This window comes from Providencia sp. PROV048 (assembly GCF_033688165.1).
Lineage (GTDB): Bacteria > Pseudomonadota > Gammaproteobacteria > Enterobacterales > Enterobacteriaceae > Providencia > Providencia hangzhouensis.
Window position 1 is genome coordinate 14,401 of record NZ_CP096361.1, and the last position, 19,425, is coordinate 33,825.

Here is a 19,425-nt window from a genome sequence, read left to right on the forward strand (position 1 = left end):
AATAATATGATTTCTGATACGACTGTTAAAGCTAGAATTTCTCAAGATGTCAAAGAACGAGCTGTATCTGCACTTGCAAAGATGGGCTTAAATACATCTGATCTTATCCGTATGGTTATGATTCGTGTTGCCGATGAAGGAAAACTACCATTTGATATCAAAACACCAAATGTTGTGACTAAAGAGGCAATTGAAGAATTAGAAAAAGGGAATGGAAAAGCATTTTCTTCAACCAATGCACTTTTCGATGATTTGGGGATCTGATGCTAACTCCTATTCGTTCTAGTGCTTTTAAGGCGGATGTTAAGCGACAAAAAAAAAGAGGGAAGGATTTAAACAAGCTAAAAGTATTAATTGAGTTACTAATAAAGGAAGAACAGATCCCTGCGGACTATGTAGACCACCCTTTAACAGGTAATTGGCGAGGATATAGAGATGCTCATATTGAAGGCGATTGGCTACTAATTTATAAAATTACTGGTCAAGAATTAAAGTTAGCGAGAACGGGTTCTCACCAAGATATTTTTAGCCAATATTAATCTACTTAACGGGGCATGAAGCACTCGTGTATAGGAAGTTACTGTAGTTCGACTATGGTTATGGGGTTCTACGCCGCGCCGGAATTTCCGGTCTACTATTTTAGCGGTCTTTCGGAACCTCGATAACACCATCAGCAATCCCCTGAGCCAGTCGCTCCATCCATTTCGCAAACCAAAAATATCCTGAATATTGCTGACAGAAGTAGTTCATCTGTACCTTTGATGTGCTGTCCATCACCAGCTTAACGTAGGATAATTTCCGTTTCCCAAGCGAACCCCTACTTATTTACCCTGCTTAGTGCTTCACTCCTCTGTCGATTTTTGCAACGTAATTAGAGTCGTATGCCCTCCAACAGAATGTTCTACAAAACCACCTTTGTCGAGATCATTAGTAGAATGGAACATATGTTCAATCTCAGAAACTTGGAGCTTAAATTTACCGCCTAAAGGATGAATAATCGTCTCAGCCAATGAAGCTAATTTGGGAAGGCTATTAGGGTTGACATGATCACCGACATGCAATGACATAAAAGGCTCAAAACTTTCAAAAATTTCTTCATGGTAAATATCACAACTACGATCATAAATCTGAAAAATTAGAAGATAGCGCATACAAACCTCATGAAAAAGTTAAGTAAGGTAAGAATACGCTAAGATAACAAAACTAAGGAAGAAGAAAAAGATTTTCAGGCTGGGCGTTTCAGGCAGCTTTTCCATCCCATTGCGCCATCTTGAGCGCTACTAAAGCCGCAAACGTAAATTTACCCAGCCAACGATTTTTTTCTTCAAAGGTAATTGAGGGATTGGGTGTCTTTGTCATACGGTTAGTGATTGGGGTTCCACGCCGGAACCGCCGAAAAATCCGACACCATTAATTTGATGTTTTTTTTATGCATATTTCTCATTGATGGGACCTTAATCGGGGTTTGAAGCCTAACCGTGCGGAAACGTACGTTAAGGAAGTAACTATATGATTTTAAGTCTATAAAGCCGTTATGTTGTCGAATAGATTTACTTTGATTACCGAGTTTATTAACGTCGGAAGTGTCTGAAACTGATGGATACTGCCATCAATGAAAAGAGTAAACAAAACCCTCGTTTTCTTTACTCGCCAAACCCGCTAAAAAAATAAACTTAGCGTACGATCTCGTACGGTTAGGCTTCAAACCCCTCATAACGCAGAATCGATTTTCTGTCCGTTTTTCGACTCTCAATGTTCGAGTGAAGTCTAATTTGCATTTTCACACTCTATCTAGATGTATTTAATCGCACGATTTCAATGAATTAGTGGACACATTGACTATAAATAAAAAATCACATTCCTTTTCGTCCAGGTCATCATGTCAGTCAAATCACGAAAAATGTTAACCCTATTCACCAAACGGGCATGGGATTAAACAAAATTGACACTCATTAATGTCTAAGTGACAAACAATTCAGGGGGCAGTGACAGGGTAGCTGCGATAACTGCCAACCATTCGGAAAACGTACACTAATTAGCGTACGTTTTCGTTCCATTGGCCCTCAGGAGCCAATGCAGCTCAATTTTACAAGGTTCATTAGGTGCGGATTCAGACGCCGTATAGATTCATGCAAGCCAACAATATCTTCAAAATCTGTGTTGCAAAAAAGGAGTGACCATAGATTCCTAGCCATGTACGGTAAAAATCCAACTCCATGTTATACTGTGCATTTTTAGATTAACATTGTATACCTTCAGTTAAGAAAGAGTTTTTCTAACACCATCTCACTTATTGGGATAAATAAAATTATGCTTAAACCTAACATATCAATTAGTTATATTTTATTTTCGATGTTTTTTTTTCCTTCAATAGTATTAAGTAAAAACACATCAATTATTGACTCTCAACTATTCGGTGACATCAGCAAGTACATAGATACACCAAAAGCCACCTATTATGCAGCACCATCAATTCAAGATTTGGTCAAAATTTGTAATAATGGAGCCCAAAAAGGTTCAAGCAACGAATACTCTCACTGTTTGGGATTTTTGGAAGCGGCGCAGCAGTACGTAACAAAAGGAACAGGGAACTGTCCATCCATCTCATTAAAAGATATTCTTGATAACATCAAATATCAGATTGATAAGTATGAAGAAATAAATACGACAAAGAGATGGGTTTATGACAATAAAAATAAAACAAAATTTGAAGTAACAAGCCTAAAACCAAATTATATTAATCCATGGCAACAACCAGCATTTCCATTTATTACTGATGCACTTATAGAACTAGGATGTAAAAAACCTTCGAATACAACACAATAAATTCTACATTATTCTATGCTATAAATAAATCAGAATGGGTTCTACGCAGGAATCCCATTCTATACCCACCACGGCATTTTAAGATGATCCGCTATTACGATTTTTTAGCCAATCGCAAACGTGAGCGTTTATTACCTAAAGTGTATGACGCTGTAGATATGATACATCCTAACGTGATAGCAACAACGTATAGTGTGGCAAATTTTCATCGAACTGACCACAAAGATGGTGCTGTTTGATTACTTCACTAAATTGTTTTCTCTCCCCAAGCACCCAAAACTCTACTGAGTTAACCTGTTTCCCCTCATCACTGAACCCCGCTATTAAAGCAGATCCGAGCTTGCATGCTAATATTATCAATAATATCGAAGAGTTTGCAGAGAGCATGAGGAATAGCTTAGGTGAAGTCGATGAAGAGGATATTAGTGCTTATGCACACAGTGTAGCCGACAGCATGGAAGAATTTCTACCTTTAACAGAGGATGAAATTAATAGCATTGAATTTATGAAATAAAGAAATTAAAAATAAGCTTAATATTCAGTTGATTAGTATGTTGAATATTAAGTTTTTAATTTTAACAAACCATTATAACGCTATGTTTTTAAAAGCGTTTTAAGAATCAATCAGACAAACCGTTCTTTAAGTCAAAACACCCCATTAAATGGTTATGGGCCAATCAGGTTGCTTTGAGAAAAAACAGTTGTTGATTTTGCCCCTCTTGATAAAGCAACGTATAGATGTTGTGCATTCATGTTATCAGCGTTAAGAATTAGTGAATGATCACACTCTAGCCCTTTCAGTAGCAGTGTCGATCCAATTGCGCGGCGAGATATTCGTCGATCGCCATGTAGCCTGAGTTGCTCACGAATTGATGAAGCGGCGTCCAATATGGTCTGGTCAGGCATAGAGCTTGAAAGTGAAATAGTGTCTTTCAGCGCTGAAAATGCAGCCTTGCGATAAACTTTAGCTCCTTGTTTAGACTCTAATTGCAGCAAAGCCGTCAGAATATTATTGCGAGAGCTATTCTGGAGAACATTGAGGAGAGCAGTCTCCAGTGAAGTGATAGGTATTCGACTTCTCCCTGCTTGAATAGTGCGTAATCTTTGTAGGGTCTGTGGCCTTTGCACATTGGTCATCATCTCACCCGAGTAGGTAAGAATGGCATCAACCAAATCTATGCCTTGCGCACTATCAAAAGAGCGAGCAGCATTAGCTACATCGTCGAGTTGCACTGGCTCAACGACATCAATATTCCTACTACTTTGAGCATATTTATGCCTAGATCTTGCATTTATTGAATCACCGATTACGAGCAAAGATTCATTTTGAGCTCTATTAAAAATATCATATTGAGCAGCTTGTTGAGCTTGTAAGTCAGTGCTTGCAACACCGGACAATGGCTTGTGGTGAACATAACCAGGGCATGTCGAAAGATCTATTTTATTACCTTGGATCAATATATTTCGGCAATCGAGTACCCACTGTCCAAGACCATGGGAACCAGCATTATTCCACCTCCATGGTACTGTTAATTCATGTATTTGAGGAAACCTTGCTTGAACCTCTGTGTTCCAGTCAGGCATCCTTCCTGCGAAGTTAAATATACACTGCATCGGATCGCCGAAAACTGTCGTCGGAATTAATGACGATAGCTCTGTTACTACCTGATGTTGCACCAAGTTACAGTCTTGGTACTCATCAACAAGTAGTCGTGAATATGATGCTCTTAGAATGTCGTTTACGTTCCCATTTTGGAGTAACGCAAGAACACTTCTTCTTAACTCTGGATAGAATGCCTTTGGATTTTCAGGAGAGGTTTGTATAGGACATGAAACAGGAAAGTTTTTTGCTAATTTCAAAGCCCAACCATCTATTGTTGTAACAAAGAAGTTCTTTGTTGGGACAGATAATTTTTTCAACCTTAGTTTTAGAGCGGCTACACCTGCCGTCGTATGAGTTAAGACAAGATATGGCTTGTTTGGTTTTATCACCAGAGTATCAGTGATCAACTGGGTTTTACCGCACCCTGCCGGAGCCACTATAGAGCCAACATCATTATCGAAAATTGCTTCTATGCTCATTATCAATCACCTTGCTCTAGAGCCCATCGAAACAGTTGGTTAGTCGTAGTTGTGAGAGCTTCTGAAAATTGAGCATAATTGGGAGCAATCACATTCCGTGCAAACGTTTCTGCTGGTTCGATATCTTTGAACCATGACTTTTTTTTTGCAGCTTTGGCTAAAATCGCTCGATAACTCTCTTGAAAGTGATTTAGACAAACATCAAGCGTTATTTGGTTTTGTGAGTGAGCAATAATATGGTCTTCGATTGCTGCTTGGCCTTTTCGCTGAATTGCAATAGCCAGTAATTGAGGAATCACCTGAGCCGGACAAGCCATAAAAAGCACATCTTCAGTTGCAGAATTATTACCCCACTCATAGATAGCGATGCCTTTACTCGCAGCCAGTTGAGAAGGTCCTACATGTTCCTGAGCTTTGTCTGAGTCTTTAAATATGGCGGTGGGATAACCTAATTGAGCAAAAATTTCCGCTCTTACGAACATGCTATCTCCACCGCCATCGGCACAATGGACACCACATGCGTTAATACTACGGTAATTCGTGCTTTGATTGTGAAGATCAATTCCTCGAACATATCCAATTTCTGTTTTACCTTCACAAACGATTACAGCTTTACTGAAGAATGATTCAGCGCAAGCACGCAAAGTCGATTGTTGCTCATCGTTTCCTTCAAGGCTATGAAGTTTATGAGATTCTTGGGTATTACCAAAAACTTGAGTAGCTAAAGATACTTTTCTTAATACATTTAATTGTTGAGCCTGTAGCTCTCGGAGAACATATGGTGAATGTGTAGTAATGAACACCTGCTGAGTTGGCTGTGTATCTTTGGAACCTAACTCATTTAGCAAACGAGTTATTCTATATGGTTCTAGCCCATATTCTGCTTCATCAACTAAAATAATGTTTGATTTGCTTGCAGCCTTTTGTAACCCACTAATAAGCAATCTAGATGAGCCAGTGCCTAGTTGACGTAAAGGGGTATTGTCATCATTGTGAAGGCTTATAGCGCCGTTTGAAAGGGATACTCCATTGACATCTAATAGCGCTTTAAGTTTACCGACTGGTACTCCCAATCCATTTGCGATTTTTTGTACTTTTAATAGAACATCATTAACACCATCAACTTGCTGATCTGCGAAGTGTTGTCTAGTTTGTCTTCCTAATTCTGCAAGTGTTGCTGAAACATCGAGGGTATCTTCTGAGAGTTTATTGAGGATAGAGCTGTTACCCCAAGCGAGGTGTTGATATGTAGTAGTTCCAAGTCTAGCTGGGCTTAGTAACTCTTTATGCTTCCATTGCAGACGCTTCTCTAAACCTTCACTTTCTGCTCTTTCTGAGTACAAGCGCCAGTCTGGGTATAAATCCTGATCAACTATTAGTTTAATGGTAAGAACTGTTTCATCACCCGGTTGTGGTTCATCGTGTATTTCAAGTGATGTGTGGTTAAAACCACGAAGAAAAAAGCCGTATTTATCAATATTCATGAGCTCACCATCTAGGCAACCGATAGTGACTGTTATCACGATAGGCTCTTGAGTATTTAGACCATGAAAATCAGCATCAGTAAAATTATAACTTCGTCTCGCTCCGAGCGCTAAGTCTATAGCATCTAGAATTGTGGATTTTCCCGTGTCACCTGGGCCAATTATACAGTTAAGCCCAGGTTTTGGATGCCACTTAAACTCTTTTATGCTTCTAAAATTCTGTATTGTTATTGCTCTTATTACTGACATCTTTTAGCCTCTTAAAAATGGGAACGCATTTTTCTTTACCACTGTAGTTTTTAAACTTGTTGGAACTAGAGTTGATATCAATTTGTATATAACATAACCTTAACGTAGGATATTTTCTGTTTTCCAAGCGGGCCCCAATTAGTGGAACTAAAAACTCGGAAATCCTAACATCATATCTATCAAAATTTAGAATTTTAGCGCTTTCAATCGTTTTGCAGCCGCTATAAATTCTTTAGACTGTTTTTCATCTACGACAACAGGCACAAATCTGCGCTTATATAATTGCATCAATAGAAGAGTTCTGTGACGGCCATCAAAAACACCAAACTCATCATTTAACCCTTCAGGATAAGTTACATTCCCTTGGGCTATGTAAGTTTTAATTCTGTGCCAACGGCGAGGGTCTATACAAAAAGCACCTTTCCCAAGGTTTTTTAAAAAAAGAAGCCCGTCTACTTCTATTATTATTGGTTTTTTCTGATGTTGAAGAGGAAGTTTAGCTATATGTTCAGGCTTGAGTAGCGATGGTAATTCGAAATTAATTTCCTCAAAAGGTGGGTATGAAAAATTAGACATATCTTGAGGAATTTCTTCAAATGAATTGAATTGAAATTTTGTCATATATGTATCTAAACGTTCAATATCCATTTTAGAAAACCAATTAATATCTGGAGAAAAATTTTTTTCTCGCTCTCTAATCATTTTGATTTTTTCACCAAAACAGTCGTTTAAGCTTATGTTGATTTTTCTCATGGAGTATATCCTTTTTTAGCTTAAATTTCGAACAACTGAGTCTCATAGGGACTAAAGCCTAACTATACACAAACTGTGCGTTAAGTGTATTTTTGAGAAAAACTCTGCAAATCCATACCCTACAGTAAGAACAACAACGTATAGTGTGGCAAATTTTCATCGAACTGACCGCAAAGATGGTGTTGTTTGAAGACTTCGCTAAATTGTTTTTTATCACCCAGCACCCAAAACGCCACCGAGTCTATCTGTTTTCCTTCATCACTGAATCCAGTGGTTAAAGCAGAGGCAGTAACATAGAAGGTGGGAATTGCAGTGACTATCGGCTTTTTCGCAATCAGTTTTTGCCAGCGGTCTTCACTGAGTACCACACTGTCCCAGCCCAAATCTTTAAGCAGCTCGGTCGCGTAGGTTAAACGAAACAAATCACTTTGCCTGGTAATATCACAACAACACGAACGCCACAGATATTCTAACCGTGATTTTAATTTTGAGGTCATTAGCCATTGTTGGCCAAGGTGAATGAGCCATTCAAAATCATGAACGACACAACGATGAAACCGTTTTTGTTTCAGGGCCGTTTGTAGCCAGCGAAGCAGAAAAAGATTTTCGGACTGGGCGTTTCGGGCAGCTTTTCCATCCCACTGCGCCAGCTTGAGCGCGACTAAAGCGGAAAAGGCTAATTTACCTAACCAATGATTTTTTTCTTCAACAGAAATCGGGGGATTTATTACTTTTGTCATGTGTGTCGTGATTGTTGTTTAGCGAGTCTTTGTATGCGTTTTAACGTATCGGCCACATCCGATTCCGTGACAGCCCCGTTAGGTTGGCCGTCTTTATCATAACGTACTGCACCAGGCATAATCGTCGTGCGGTATTTGACACTGTGACTAATGGCCGCCAGGCTGCGTTTCAATTTTTTATATGAAATAGGCAGTTCACGGACTTTTTTGTCCGCAAATAAGGCCTCTCGTGTCCCCACTGCCATGGGTCGAAGTTGTCCATCGGGAAAGAGTTGTGGCCAATAGGCTGAAATATTGGCAATCGCCTCCTCTAACGGCAGATGTTGTTTTGGTGGCGTTGGAGGAATGACTTTCTTTTCTAACGGGATGACAACCGCTTTCTGTTTTTTCGCAGGGGTTACTTTTTTAGTCGATTGAGTTGGCGCTGTTTTGGCGGGTTTATGGGGTTTACGCTGTGTGTTAACCACCACCTGTTTACGGCGACGTTGAATAACCGGTTCAGTACTTTCCGAGTCTTTTTCTATCGCCGGACGTTTTAACGTCAGTGTTTTGCGTTCCATTCCAACCTCACACCAAAATCGTGTTTATCATCAATGCATTAATCGCAGATTATCATGAAATTTAACCGAAATCACCCGCCCGTAGGGCTGTAGACGGCAGAAATAGTCACAAAGAACGAATAGTGGTTAGGGCCGTCGAGACCCGCGTGAGCGGTTACGTGCTGTTTAATCCCCCAATCTACCCCCTGTCCTGGTTGAGCCGATTGAAACTAACACCGTCATTTTGCGTATTTGACCCTTTGAAAAACGCAGTGAGACGGGCAAGAGGCGTAGCCTCGATGAACGGCTGTAGCTGCGCGTTAAGGTGGCCAAAGGCCAGCTTTACGGGGGCAATGGCACGATATTGACACCGTAATCTGAGCGACAGCCATTTATGGCTTGTAAGCGAAGGCTTTATTGGGTTTATCTCTTTAGAGTGTGCGGCTTGAAAAAGCAGAGCCGCAACTCCTTTTATTAAAAAGGACGTTTAGTTCAGAACCTAAAAACGAATTTAACTTTAAAACCCCAAACTGATTCGAAGTTAATTGCAGAGAATAAACCCATTCGAAGTTAATGGGGTAAATATCCAACGAAAATAGTCGAGGTGTCATCGTTGAGATGAATGGAGAGATTAGAACAACGAATTTCCTGTTCAAAAAACAGGCTATCCAGATTTGGGGCGAACGAAACCACCGCCAGTCAAGGCGGTAAATTTAGGGGGGGGGAATTAGGCGTCGGGTAGGTGTTCCAGATAATGCAGGTAAATGGCCTGCCCTTGAACACTCGGATACAAGGCTTTCATTTTCCGCTCAAAGGCCATGACGGCCGCAATAGGCTGCGTCACCTTCCAGGCTTCAAAGCGACGCCAGGCGGCATGCTCTTGACTTTCAGGCGCACGCGTACTTTGGGCTAAGGCTTTCTTTTCCTTCAGCGCTTTGGCTAAATGTTTTTTCTCTTGTTTCAGGGCTTCATCTTTCCCAACCACAAGGGTTTTGAGCTTGTTGAGCAGGTTGCGAAGTTTGTGCTTAGTGTCCAGTGACGCCACATTCGCACGCGCAAGTCGCAAGACATGTTGGGCGTAGCGTTTTTGGTAGCTCTCTTTTAATCCCTTTTTTTCCATCCAACGGCTAAAGCTGGCGACCACTTCCCGCAGCTCTAATGCGGAAAATCCGAGTCCATGGAAAAATTCAGGGCGTATCCAAATACGCATCGCTTTGTATTGCTTCGCCTCGACATCAAAATCGCGGTCAATGACAATCAGGTTGGCTTGTTCCCAGTCGCGCAAGGCATGCAGTATCGGGTCGTAACTTTTACGACCACTGTCATAGCGATACAGCTGTCCACATAACTCCGCCAACTTCTCCACGGAGCACATTACTTCGAACAACGCATCACTTTCAGGGTTGTAATCCGCATAGGCGATCATGGCCATCGCTAATGCATCAAAGGTTTCTCGACGCTCTGAACGCACCGATATCCGCTGCTTTCGGCTATATCGCAGTTGGTAAATATGGGGGTTGCGGTTCCAATCGTGACGCTTTAATGCGGCTGCAAAGCGACGCACAGGCACTAATTTCGGTAATTGCCCTAAAAATTTTGGCGCATAATGCCGATGAATTTTACCGACGGAACAAGGGATTGCAGGAATTGAGATCCCATTAGACATGTCTCTCCGCACTTATGTTGTACGGAAGGAGTTGAATTTTTTTGCACATAATTCTATACTCCCCGCTAGGAGTTCAACATTACCCCTAGCGGAATTACTCTGATGACCCCTGATAATCTTTCCTCGGTCCGCCAAGATAGAAGAAGATTACAGGGGTTTTCTATTTGGGTTCACAGCACATGTTTGTGTGTTACATCCCATCTCTTGCCACCTTTCGGCGTGGCGACCACAAAATTCACATCAATTGTCGGCTAATTTAGCACTCTATGCGCATTCAAGCAACGTCTTCACGATAAAGACGCGATTTATTCACAAAATTTGTGATAAAACTTGAGGTTCGACGCGAGAGAAAACTAAACGAAACTGGCGGAAATCGCCGACAATGCGGGTTAAAACTAAAATAACAGGGTGTTAATCACCAAACTCACGGTCACGGGATTTTTCCATCACCATTTCACGCTCTTGTTGACGCAAAACGTCTCGTTGTTGTTGCTGATGTTCACGCTCAAACTGAACGGCCTTTTCAATGACTCGCTCTTTCGCCTCCATTAAGTCATGTTCCCCTTTAAGTAAGCTATCACGCTCTTGCGCCATCACCTGCCTCAGTTCGTCCTCGCTCAGTTCTGGCACTTTAGGCTCGCTGTTCGCTTGCTGACGCAGGGCAGCTTCAGCCTCTTTTAAGGCTTTATCAATCGCCTGCTCCTCGGGGGTTTGCAGGTTTTTCGGGTCACTGTCTGCTTTATCGGTTTGCGCGGTATTCGGGTTGGAATAGGCGTTATCCACTTCCCCTTGCGTGATTTTTTCAATCATGGCCGTGTGTAAACGTTCATCCGGATTGAGTTGCACCACCACACCCTGTTCGGGTTGCTGTGCCATCGTCTCAAAAGCGGATTCTAGACTGTTCACAATCACGGTGTGCCCGTTTTGACTGGGTTTGACGACAATAAATTGTGCCTGCTCGCTTCCCAGTAAGCGCACTTCAGCACGAAGCCCCTTCAATTTATCCTCTTCAAGTTCAATCGCTTGTAACACCGTACCTTGGGCTTTACCGTGTTCATTAAATGCGGGCCACGCCACATGTGGCTCGGGGTGCTTGGTGGACGGATAAACAAACTTCCCTTCATGGGATTCACCGAGCCCCATTTGCCGACTTAAAGCGCGACCAATCGCCGTATCATTAAGGGGTTTCGCATGGTCAAACAGTTGATTACCGACTTTGGCGGCACGGTCTTGCTCAGCCAGCAACACATCATGCGCGGTCTTCCGGTTTCCGGGGTTTTCAATGGCTTTTGTCCATTTATCCAAATCATCACTGTAGGTTTGCACGTGCGCTTTAGTACGAGATAAAGCCACATACGCATCACGTAAGGTGGCCAGCATACGTCGTCCTGACTCAACCCCCCCAAGGACAATCACATACAAGCTACTTGCCCCTTGCGCTTTGTGTGCCGTGCCCGCATAACCGTAATCCAGATGTTGGTCTGTCAATTCGCTATTCGGGCTAAGCACGCGTGACTCATCGCCCTTAGTAATGGTGATTTGCCCGTTACCACTGACTTCACTGACCGTCCAGTCACTGTTCATCACGCGTCCGCGCTCTTTATCCGTGCGAGTAAAGTTGATTTTTTCCCCTGCGGCGATATGACGGGTTTCTTGGCGGTAAATACCAATATCTCGCAAGCTACTTTCAAAGGCCGAAAGTAAATGCCCTTTACCTTGTTCATCAACCAGGGTCACAATCCCGTCACTGACTCCCTTTTGAGTTACCTCAATCCGATAGTACTGCTCTTGAATGAGGGCAATTTTACCCGCATGTACCGCCATCCCGGCTGTTGATAGCAAGGATTCTGTGCGCGTACTTTCACGCACCAATACCGGCACGTCTTTTCCCCCTTGTAATTGTCCTTGCTCAGCTAAGATTTGATGAATACCGCGATTAAGCTCATCTTTATCGCGGTTGGTTTGCACCACAATCAGTGTCTCTTTTTGGGCTTCAGCCGTTCGCCCGCGATAGTCATCGAGAATATGTGTGATGACCTTGTCGCCTGAATTTATCACCGACTGTTCGGGTAATTCCGCCCCCGCTCGACGTGGAACCACCTCGGGCGTCACGCGATTCATCGCATCCATCGCAGTTTGAATATTACCGGCTATGATGGCTTCAATGGCAGGGCGAAGCTCGGGATTTTGTCGCACAATTTCGTTCACAACCGCAGTCGTCAGCGCTGAACGGTCTTGCGCGAGGGAAAACGGTGTACCACTATCCACCGACAATAGCTGTGCCCTATCCCCTGAAATTGGCGCTCGCCCGCCACCGCGCCCAATCACGTCTAACACTTCAGTCATAATTTTGTTACCGACCATCGAACCTTCGTCGACTAAAAAGAGGGTGTTTTTAAAATCCAGTACCTCCCCTTGCTGTTGACGTTGGTTCGCATCCATCAAAAAGGCATGCAAGGTTTGCGATTTCACTCCCACTGCCGCCATTTCCCCCACGGCTCTGTGCGTAGGCGCAAGACCTATCACTTCCGGTCGCTGTGCCTCAGGGAGTGTTTCCAGTGCCTTGAGAACAGCCTTCAGCTGGGTCGTTTTCCCCACCCCGGCATAGCCTTGTATACCAACAAATTGGTCACGGGTGGTTAAAATCAAAGTGGTGGCTGCCTTTTGCCCCTCCGTTAACCCCGCCAATACGGCATCGGGGACAGACTCCATCAGTGGGGTTTGCGTCCCTTTACCGGCTAAAATGGTGGTCAGGATTTGTTTTTCCATCTCCCACGTACTGGCCGTCACGTAGTGTTGTTGGGCTGCCCCTTTACCACTGGTCACGGGGATAATGGCTTTTTGAGCGACTAAGCGGTCAAAGGCTTTCCCCAGCGATTGACTGTCGAGCGAGTTGTGTAATGGTAACGCTTTGGCAATCGCATCGAGGCGCGAGAAAAAAACCTGACTCTCTTGCGCTAATGTCATGCCTTGTTGCAGGGCTTTTTCGGGCTTAGACAATAACGCTTCCGTGGCTTTATCGGCCACTTGTTCAATGGCTTTGCTGTCTAATCCTTCAACCCCCGCTAACTGTCGCGCTTGCTGATAGACTGGCGAACGCGATAAACGACGCTCAGTTTCCATCTTATCCAGTGGCGTATACACGGTAATATGTTCCCCACTGCGTGCAGCAGTATTGAGTAAGGTCGGCTGTGTATCACGCGCAGAGGCGGCCAATAACACTGTACCCGTATCGTTAGCTTGTTGCCCTGGCGCGGTAACATAACCATAATCGGCTTTGACACCGTCCCGTACATCAATACGGTGCGTTTTTCCATTGAAATTAACCATAATGGCGTTTGGCATAAATCCCGATACCGTGACCCTGTCACGTGCGGAGAGCTTATTTTGCTTCGCCAATATCGTTAACTGCTCACCTTGTTTGATGTCCATCGTTTGGCGCAGATACGCACTCCACTGACCATCAAACTGCTGCGGTTTCATCACCTGTTTTTGCCCCTGACTGTCAAGCAAGGTAACGGAACGGGTTTCAGGGGTGACGCGGTCAATGGTGTAACGTTCAACCTCTTTTTTGTCCGCATTCCAACGCTCCATGACCATGCCTTCATGGTAACTGTCGATTTGCTTGCGCGAATGGCTATCGAGCCACACGGGTTTGAGTTGGGTCACCGTCACCGTTTTTTCACTGAGCATCCCGCGCTCGGTGAGCGTTTGGCGAATGGCATCGGTCACGATTTTTTGCTCCCGAACGCCACTGACCTGCGCAACCACGGGTTTCATGTCGCTGTGCAGCTGTGCATAATCCGCCGCCAGTGCCGCATAACGATGATTTTTATCGGGTATATGCGCGGTTTTCACCGTCAAGACAGATGAAGCTTCGCCTTGAAAACGCGGCACTCCCGCATCTTGTAAGGTGGCCAACACGTTTCCCGTGCCTTTGCGTCCGCCACTGTCCATCATGAGCACCTGCACATTGGCAGATTGAGCACTTTCCAGTAGAGATAAGGCCGATTTTAATGACAGTTTTTCGGCATTAGCCACCACTAAGGTACTGTTGGGTTTAAGTGGTTGACCATCACCCAAAGTCATTTTCGGCACATAAGCAAAACGATTATCATTGGTAAAGGCTTTAGCACTGGTCGCATCAAGGGTCATCACTGCCACATCACGCCCTTGTGATTGTGCCATCGTGACACCGTCTAATACCCCGTCTCGCTGCGCTTTACCAAGCCCTTGACTGGCAATAATCGCAATACTGGGTAACGTATCCGCCACTTTTTCCATCACGGGGCTGAGGGTTTCTGTCCGCGCCTGAAAAATGACGGTACGGTTATGTTGCTTCATGTCGGTGGCGATTTGTTGCAGCTTCAGCTCGCCCATTAAATGAATGGACGAGGTAAACAGCCCTTTTTTCTCATCCAGTGGAATAAGTTGACGCTGTTCAATCGCCACATCAATCGCTTCACGCACCTGCGCTATCATGCCCGCACGGGCTTCCAATCCCCCAAGCGTTTTAGCCAACACTTGGCTGTAAGTCATGCTGAGTTGCTTGTCGCTGAGTAACGCAATCGCATCAGTGACAGCGCGGGTAATATCGGGCTGTATATCCCGAGAGGTATCACCCATCTGGCCTTTGGCAAGACGCTGCTCGGCTTCAGCGTAAAACGCTTTGCGTTCTTCAGGGCCAAAGCCATTTTTATCCAAGCGGTCAAACCAGTCAGTTAGCAATTCGCTTTTTTCAGGGGTTGTTTTCGCCTGACGGGTATCGAGGGCGGCCACATCACGAGATTTGAGTGAAGCTTCATGCCCGACGGCATCCATGATTTGGTAATGTCGCTGCGAAAAAGGCACAACCGGCACCCCCACAATCTCCCATAATCCATTCTTCCCTGTTTCATGGGTTTGCATACCAAAGCTTTCTACGCGCTCACGTAAAGCATGGCGGTAGATTTGCCCTAATGACACTTGTAAGGCATAAACCGCTTCACTGAAGCCGCTTTTTTGTTGTGTATCACTGGATAAGGTACGCCACTCGCCATTGTGTTCGGTCATGTTCATCACAAGCGCATGGGTATGGACTAAGGGGTCGTGCTCGCGAGACGTATCATGGTTAAATGCCGCAACAACCAGATTTTTGGTCATTTCAAGTGAGGTTTTGCCGTCAACCATCACTCGCGTTGACGCGAGGCTCTCCACCTCTTTCAGGGCGACCTCGACCGCATGATTATGTGCGTCAATCATCCGCTTATCACCCAGCACAAGGCCTAATACAGAGACACTTTTCGGGGCTGAAAAGGTTAAATCTTGCCCTTCACGGTGCACATTTTTACCGTTTTCCATCCGCTCAAGACTTTGGCCATTGGGTAAACGCCCTTCCAGGATTTCCCCTAATTGGTCTTTGGTGACTTCCCCCTCTAACCCGAGCGATTTAGCGCCTTCCCCCATCCAGCGAGCTTCAAGGTTACCGAGGAAATAATAATTGTCTTCATGGGTATAATAATTTGCCGCATTATTGGCAATCGGTGCAACAGTCAGCATCACCACATCTCCGGTTCATCATGATCATCATTTATGTGTTTTGGCTTTTCTTGGGAAGGTTTGGGTCGGTTAAAAATTTCCTTTTCGTCCTGCCGCATACGCGTGTAACTGTCATACAGGTCTTGTGGGTTTTGTTCCTCATCAATAACGCGTCCAAGAATCTCCCCTGTTTCGGTGTTCACTTTGACGTTATCAATGATGACCTCTTGACCGCCTTGGGTTTCAGGTGGATTATCGGATGCTGCGGTTTCCGTTGTTATCGGCGTGGAGTTTTGTGTGACTGACTTCGATTCAAGCTCAACGATAGGCTGTGGTTGAGTCTGAGCCACTTCCGGAGCGGTATTGTTTTGTGCTGTATCAATGGGTGTTTCAATCGGTTTCCCGCTAATTAAGCTATCAATGGCCTGATTAACCACGTCAGGAAGAGCCCCCATGCTTAACCGCTCGTCAATTTCAGCTTCTATCTCTTGATCTAAGCTGTCATTGACTTGTCGGGGGATAAATTCTTCCGCGACAACTTTCAGCTTTTCATATTTCATGGCGTGTTTAATGACCGGGTATTCCCCAGGCAAGGTGATATAACACGTTAAATCCGGCAATTTTTGCACATCGGAGTAGTTGACTAAATCCACATCCTCTTGCTGCTTACTGAATGAGACACCGTCTCGTACCGTTTCAGGACCAAAGCTATATTGCTCACTGGCCACTTTTTTACGGGTTTGCCCGAGCTGACCTCGTACCCAATTGGCGATACTTTCATCGGGAGAACGAAAGAAGAAACGCGTATTAAGCAAATCCATCATCGCATCGGCATTTTCATTCCCATAAGTCACATTCAGTTGCGCCTTATTTTGAAAACCAAGAATAAAACACCCGCCAAATTTACGGCCTTGTGACAAAATAAGGGGCAAATTCGGTAACTGGTGCAAGGAAATCAATTCGTCATAGATAAACCACACTCGGCGCTCGCGGTTATCACCCATTTCCAGTAACGTATTCGCCGCTTGCGATAACCACATGGAAATTAACGGTTTTAGAGACTCATGTTCACGTTCATTACTGGTGATCCACAACCAACCGTGACGGTCTTTTTTCTCGTTGACGGTTTTCATCCATTCACGGATCGCAAATGGCGGTTTACCATTACGCTCAATCCCTTGTAGGTAGCGCAGCGCTTTAACATAGATAGTCAAGACACCCCGAATTGAAATGGCAGTCTTTTCCACCTTCTCTTCCATCAAGTTACTGGCTTCCGTTCCTGCGACATACGCACGCAACGTCTTAAGATCAATGGCCAATAAGGTACGCAATAATTTGTTATAGCTTCGCTTATCATCCTTACCGAGTTTAGCCGCGACAGTCGTAAAAATGGTACGCGCCGACCCTGTCCAAAACGGATCTTCTGAAGTGCTTTGGGGAATAAGCGTATTGGACGCGCTGTCAAAATCAGGGATAGTGACGCATTCACTCCACAAATCCCAATTTTCACACCGTTTATCCAATGGGTTCAGTAGCTTATCAATGTTCTCATTGTAATGCTGTTTGATTAAGGAACACCCTTTATCATAAACAATCACCATATCGCCGCGTTTGCGAAGCTGGATAAGTAATTTATTGAGGGTATTTGATTTTCCTGAACCGGGCGTACCGTGCATTAGCATGTTTTGCACTTCACTGTTAAGCTTCAGGGGTAACCCATCAAAAGTAATAGGCGACGCTTCGCGTCGTGCATGCAGCATATTGCGAACATGCTTAATATCTTCCGTGAGTGTACGCCCACCAATCACATCATCATTCGCTTGGCGCTTACCTAAGCCATGAAATACTCGGTAGATGACAAAAAACAGCACAATGACGACAATACATGCCCATAATAAGGATAATCCCAATTCTTGTAGCACGATATTTCCGGCATAGATCATATAATCGTCTTTTAATATCGCATCTGAGGTAAACCGATAAAGTTGGCCATCAAAATCCACTTCATAAATGGGTGCCACGCGATATAAGGCTTTTTCACCGCCTGCGGTTAAATATAACCACCAATATAATCCGCCATTTTTAATTTCTTGCAGTGGCACTTTAAAATAAAAAATAATCGGGAAGATCATCAAGAAAAATAGAATAAGCCAAAAAGATATTCGCTTATTGACTTGCATGAACATGCCGAGCATATAGCTAAAGACTTGTCCACCCTGCGTAATATGCTTGGTTGAACTCATAATGAAATCACTCTAAATTAATAAGGAAAAAAATAGGATTTAAAGTCGGAGAAGGAAGGTCACTTATTTTGTTAATCCCAATTTATTCTTTAACTGTTCAATATAATGCGCTGAGGCTATTGCACAAAATGAAACTTCTTTATCTCTATTTTCATTATCTTTAAATAACACAGGGTCTAATGTGGGTAAGGTGTCTTTAAATTTAATGATTTCTTGTGAGAGAAACGAAATATCCTTTTTGTCTATTCTAAGATAATCCAAATAAGTTGTTATATTGTCATCAAGCGTTTTATCGGGATGTTGAGTACCAATCACGTACTCACTGCATTGAGATAATGTAAAATAAAGCATAACTTCATCAAGTTTATTCTTTTCTTCTGATGAATAGGTGATATTTGACAAAAATAGTAACGATAAAGCGAACACCGCTTTATTACGGATTATATTTTTCATTGTAACCTCAATAGATATTTGGAAAAATTCGGGGTATGAATGTGAAAAATCATTATCTGGAACGGAACAACTCTTGGCGCTCGACACAACCCACGCAGTGCTGAACACCAGGTAAGGCGATTCGACGAGCCAGCGGGATATTATCACCGCACTCGACGCAAACTTTTGCACTCTGCCCCTGATATTGAGCACGTTGACTCAATCTTAGAGACAGCAAAAAATCGCTCTCAGCTTGAGAGACATCAATTTCATCAGCCATTGGAAACCTCTTGAGACGAGACAGTCTATTCCCCTGAAAAATTTATTATTAAGGGGAATAGACTGTTAACAAACGAAGTGCGTTAGGATTATAGTTGTTCAATGAGTCGTTCTCTGCTTTCTTGTTTTATTTCATTAATATCTTTTTCTAGTTTTTCTTTAAATACTTTATCCATATATACAACATTCATATCAAAAGACATATGTTTTGCCTGAATCCAAATAATAACATTTTCTTTTTCAAAAATAGCATACTTATCACCTAAAAATGGTGTATTTTCTTCTTTCAATGCATATTTGTTTTTTAGTATTTCATTGAAATAATTAAAATTATCTTTAGGTAATGTAAGCCACACACCTTTTAAAATATCGCCATCAAATGAAACGTCTGCTTTTTTGATATGATCAACTTTCACTTCCATTGGAAGCAAATCCCATCTCCATTGAGACTTGTCATTTTTTATAGTGTATTTTTCAGCCACTATTTTTTTAGTATCTTGATTTATTATTAATCCTATAACACTTACTTTTGAATAAGAAAAGAATGAAACAAAAATCAAAATAAAAACACTGATTCTTTTTACCATTTTAATTCCTTAATTTAATCTAATAACT

Annotated in this window: 17 protein-coding genes and 1 pseudogene; 5 read left to right on the forward strand and 13 right to left on the reverse strand. The window is 43.1% G+C overall.

Annotated features, from left to right (window positions below; genetic code table 11):
- Positions 1 to 6 precede the first annotated feature (6 nt).
- Positions 7 to 264: a type II toxin-antitoxin system RelB/DinJ family antitoxin gene (locus M1F26_RS19570; protein WP_140172930.1), complete on the forward strand. Its 258-nt coding sequence runs from the start codon at positions 7 to 9 to the stop codon at positions 262 to 264.
- The gene (locus M1F26_RS19575; RefSeq protein ID WP_140172931.1) at positions 264 to 539 is read left to right on the forward strand and encodes a type II toxin-antitoxin system YafQ family toxin; all 276 of its coding nucleotides are present in this window, start codon (positions 264 to 266) and stop codon (positions 537 to 539) included. The genes M1F26_RS19570 and M1F26_RS19575 overlap by 1 nt, the downstream gene beginning before the upstream one ends.
- Before the next feature lie 100 nt (positions 540 to 639).
- On the opposite strand, the pseudogene M1F26_RS19580 reads toward M1F26_RS19575, so the two are convergent.
- Together M1F26_RS19580 and M1F26_RS19585 are read right to left on the reverse strand one after the other, a co-directional pair.
- Positions 640 to 783, reverse strand: a pseudogene (locus M1F26_RS19580) (arylsulfatase regulator); the annotation flags it as partial.
- Between the two features lie 59 nt (positions 784 to 842).
- On the reverse strand, positions 843 to 1,151 hold the full coding sequence (locus M1F26_RS19585) for a hypothetical protein (RefSeq protein WP_140172933.1): 309 nt from the start codon (positions 1,149 to 1,151) through the stop codon (positions 843 to 845).
- A 1,159-nt stretch (positions 1,152 to 2,310) separates the two neighbouring features.
- Here M1F26_RS19585 and M1F26_RS19590 point away from each other — a divergent pair.
- The 3 genes from M1F26_RS19590 to M1F26_RS19600 all read left to right on the forward strand — a co-directional run bounded on the left by M1F26_RS19590 (position 2,311) and on the right by M1F26_RS19600 (position 3,340).
- A complete protein-coding gene (locus M1F26_RS19590; RefSeq protein ID WP_125894902.1) occupies positions 2,311 to 2,826 on the forward strand; it encodes a hypothetical protein in 516 nt (171 codons plus the stop codon).
- An 83-nt stretch (positions 2,827 to 2,909) separates the two neighbouring features.
- Entirely contained in the window at positions 2,910 to 3,065 is a 156-nt protein-coding gene (locus M1F26_RS19595; RefSeq protein WP_164529214.1) for a hypothetical protein, read from the forward strand.
- Positions 3,062 to 3,340, forward strand: a complete 279-nt coding sequence (locus M1F26_RS19600; protein ID WP_180359560.1) for a hypothetical protein — start codon at positions 3,062 to 3,064, stop codon at positions 3,338 to 3,340. The genes M1F26_RS19595 and M1F26_RS19600 overlap by 4 nt, the downstream gene beginning before the upstream one ends.
- A 152-nt stretch (positions 3,341 to 3,492) precedes the next feature.
- On the opposite strand, the gene M1F26_RS19605 is transcribed toward M1F26_RS19600, so the two are convergent.
- The 11 genes from M1F26_RS19605 to M1F26_RS19655 all read right to left on the reverse strand — a co-directional run bounded on the left by M1F26_RS19605 (position 3,493) and on the right by M1F26_RS19655 (position 19,397).
- On the reverse strand, positions 3,493 to 4,908 hold the full coding sequence (locus tag M1F26_RS19605) for a UvrD-helicase domain-containing protein (RefSeq protein WP_094962749.1): 1,416 nt from the start codon (positions 4,906 to 4,908) through the stop codon (positions 3,493 to 3,495).
- A 2-nt stretch (positions 4,909 to 4,910) separates the two neighbouring features.
- The gene (locus M1F26_RS19610) at positions 4,911 to 6,641 is read right to left on the reverse strand and encodes an ATP-dependent nuclease (RefSeq protein WP_140172934.1); all 1,731 of its coding nucleotides are present in this window, start codon (positions 6,639 to 6,641) and stop codon (positions 4,911 to 4,913) included.
- Between the two features lie 186 nt (positions 6,642 to 6,827).
- Positions 6,828 to 7,394 carry a hypothetical protein gene (locus tag M1F26_RS19615; RefSeq protein ID WP_238789268.1) on the reverse strand — a complete coding sequence of 189 codons (567 nt, stop codon included), beginning with the start codon at positions 7,392 to 7,394 and terminating at the stop codon, positions 6,828 to 6,830.
- A gap of 119 nt (positions 7,395 to 7,513) precedes the next feature.
- Positions 7,514 to 8,134, reverse strand: a complete 621-nt coding sequence (locus tag M1F26_RS19620; RefSeq protein WP_140172935.1) for a DUF2913 family protein — start codon at positions 8,132 to 8,134, stop codon at positions 7,514 to 7,516.
- Positions 8,131 to 8,694 carry a ProQ/FINO family protein gene (locus tag M1F26_RS19625; protein ID WP_257468674.1) on the reverse strand — a complete coding sequence of 188 codons (564 nt, stop codon included), beginning with the start codon at positions 8,692 to 8,694 and terminating at the stop codon, positions 8,131 to 8,133. Before M1F26_RS19625 ends, M1F26_RS19620 begins: the two co-directional genes overlap by 4 nt.
- 706 nt (positions 8,695 to 9,400) lie before the next feature.
- On the reverse strand, positions 9,401 to 10,339 hold the full coding sequence (locus M1F26_RS19630; RefSeq protein ID WP_140172940.1) for a RepA family replication protein: 939 nt from the start codon (positions 10,337 to 10,339) through the stop codon (positions 9,401 to 9,403).
- Positions 10,340 to 10,750: 411 nt separating this feature from the next.
- A complete protein-coding gene (gene traI / locus M1F26_RS19635) occupies positions 10,751 to 15,877 on the reverse strand; it encodes a conjugative transfer relaxase/helicase TraI (protein WP_272688253.1) in 5,127 nt (1,708 codons plus the stop codon).
- On the reverse strand, positions 15,877 to 18,099 hold the full coding sequence (traD, locus tag M1F26_RS19640) for a type IV conjugative transfer system coupling protein TraD (RefSeq protein ID WP_272688252.1): 2,223 nt from the start codon (positions 18,097 to 18,099) through the stop codon (positions 15,877 to 15,879). The genes traI and traD overlap by 1 nt, the downstream gene beginning before the upstream one ends.
- 63 nt (positions 18,100 to 18,162) lie before the next feature.
- Entirely contained in the window at positions 18,163 to 18,552 is a 390-nt protein-coding gene (locus M1F26_RS19645; RefSeq protein WP_140172749.1) for a hypothetical protein, read from the reverse strand.
- Positions 18,553 to 18,604: 52 nt separating this feature from the next.
- Positions 18,605 to 18,811, reverse strand: a complete 207-nt coding sequence (locus M1F26_RS19650) for a TraR/DksA C4-type zinc finger protein (protein ID WP_071548975.1) — start codon at positions 18,809 to 18,811, stop codon at positions 18,605 to 18,607.
- A gap of 88 nt (positions 18,812 to 18,899) precedes the next feature.
- Positions 18,900 to 19,397 (reverse strand): hypothetical protein, encoded by a 498-nt coding sequence (locus tag M1F26_RS19655; protein WP_140172750.1) that lies wholly within the window; start codon positions 19,395 to 19,397, stop codon positions 18,900 to 18,902.
- Between the last annotated feature and the right edge of the window lie 28 nt (positions 19,398 to 19,425).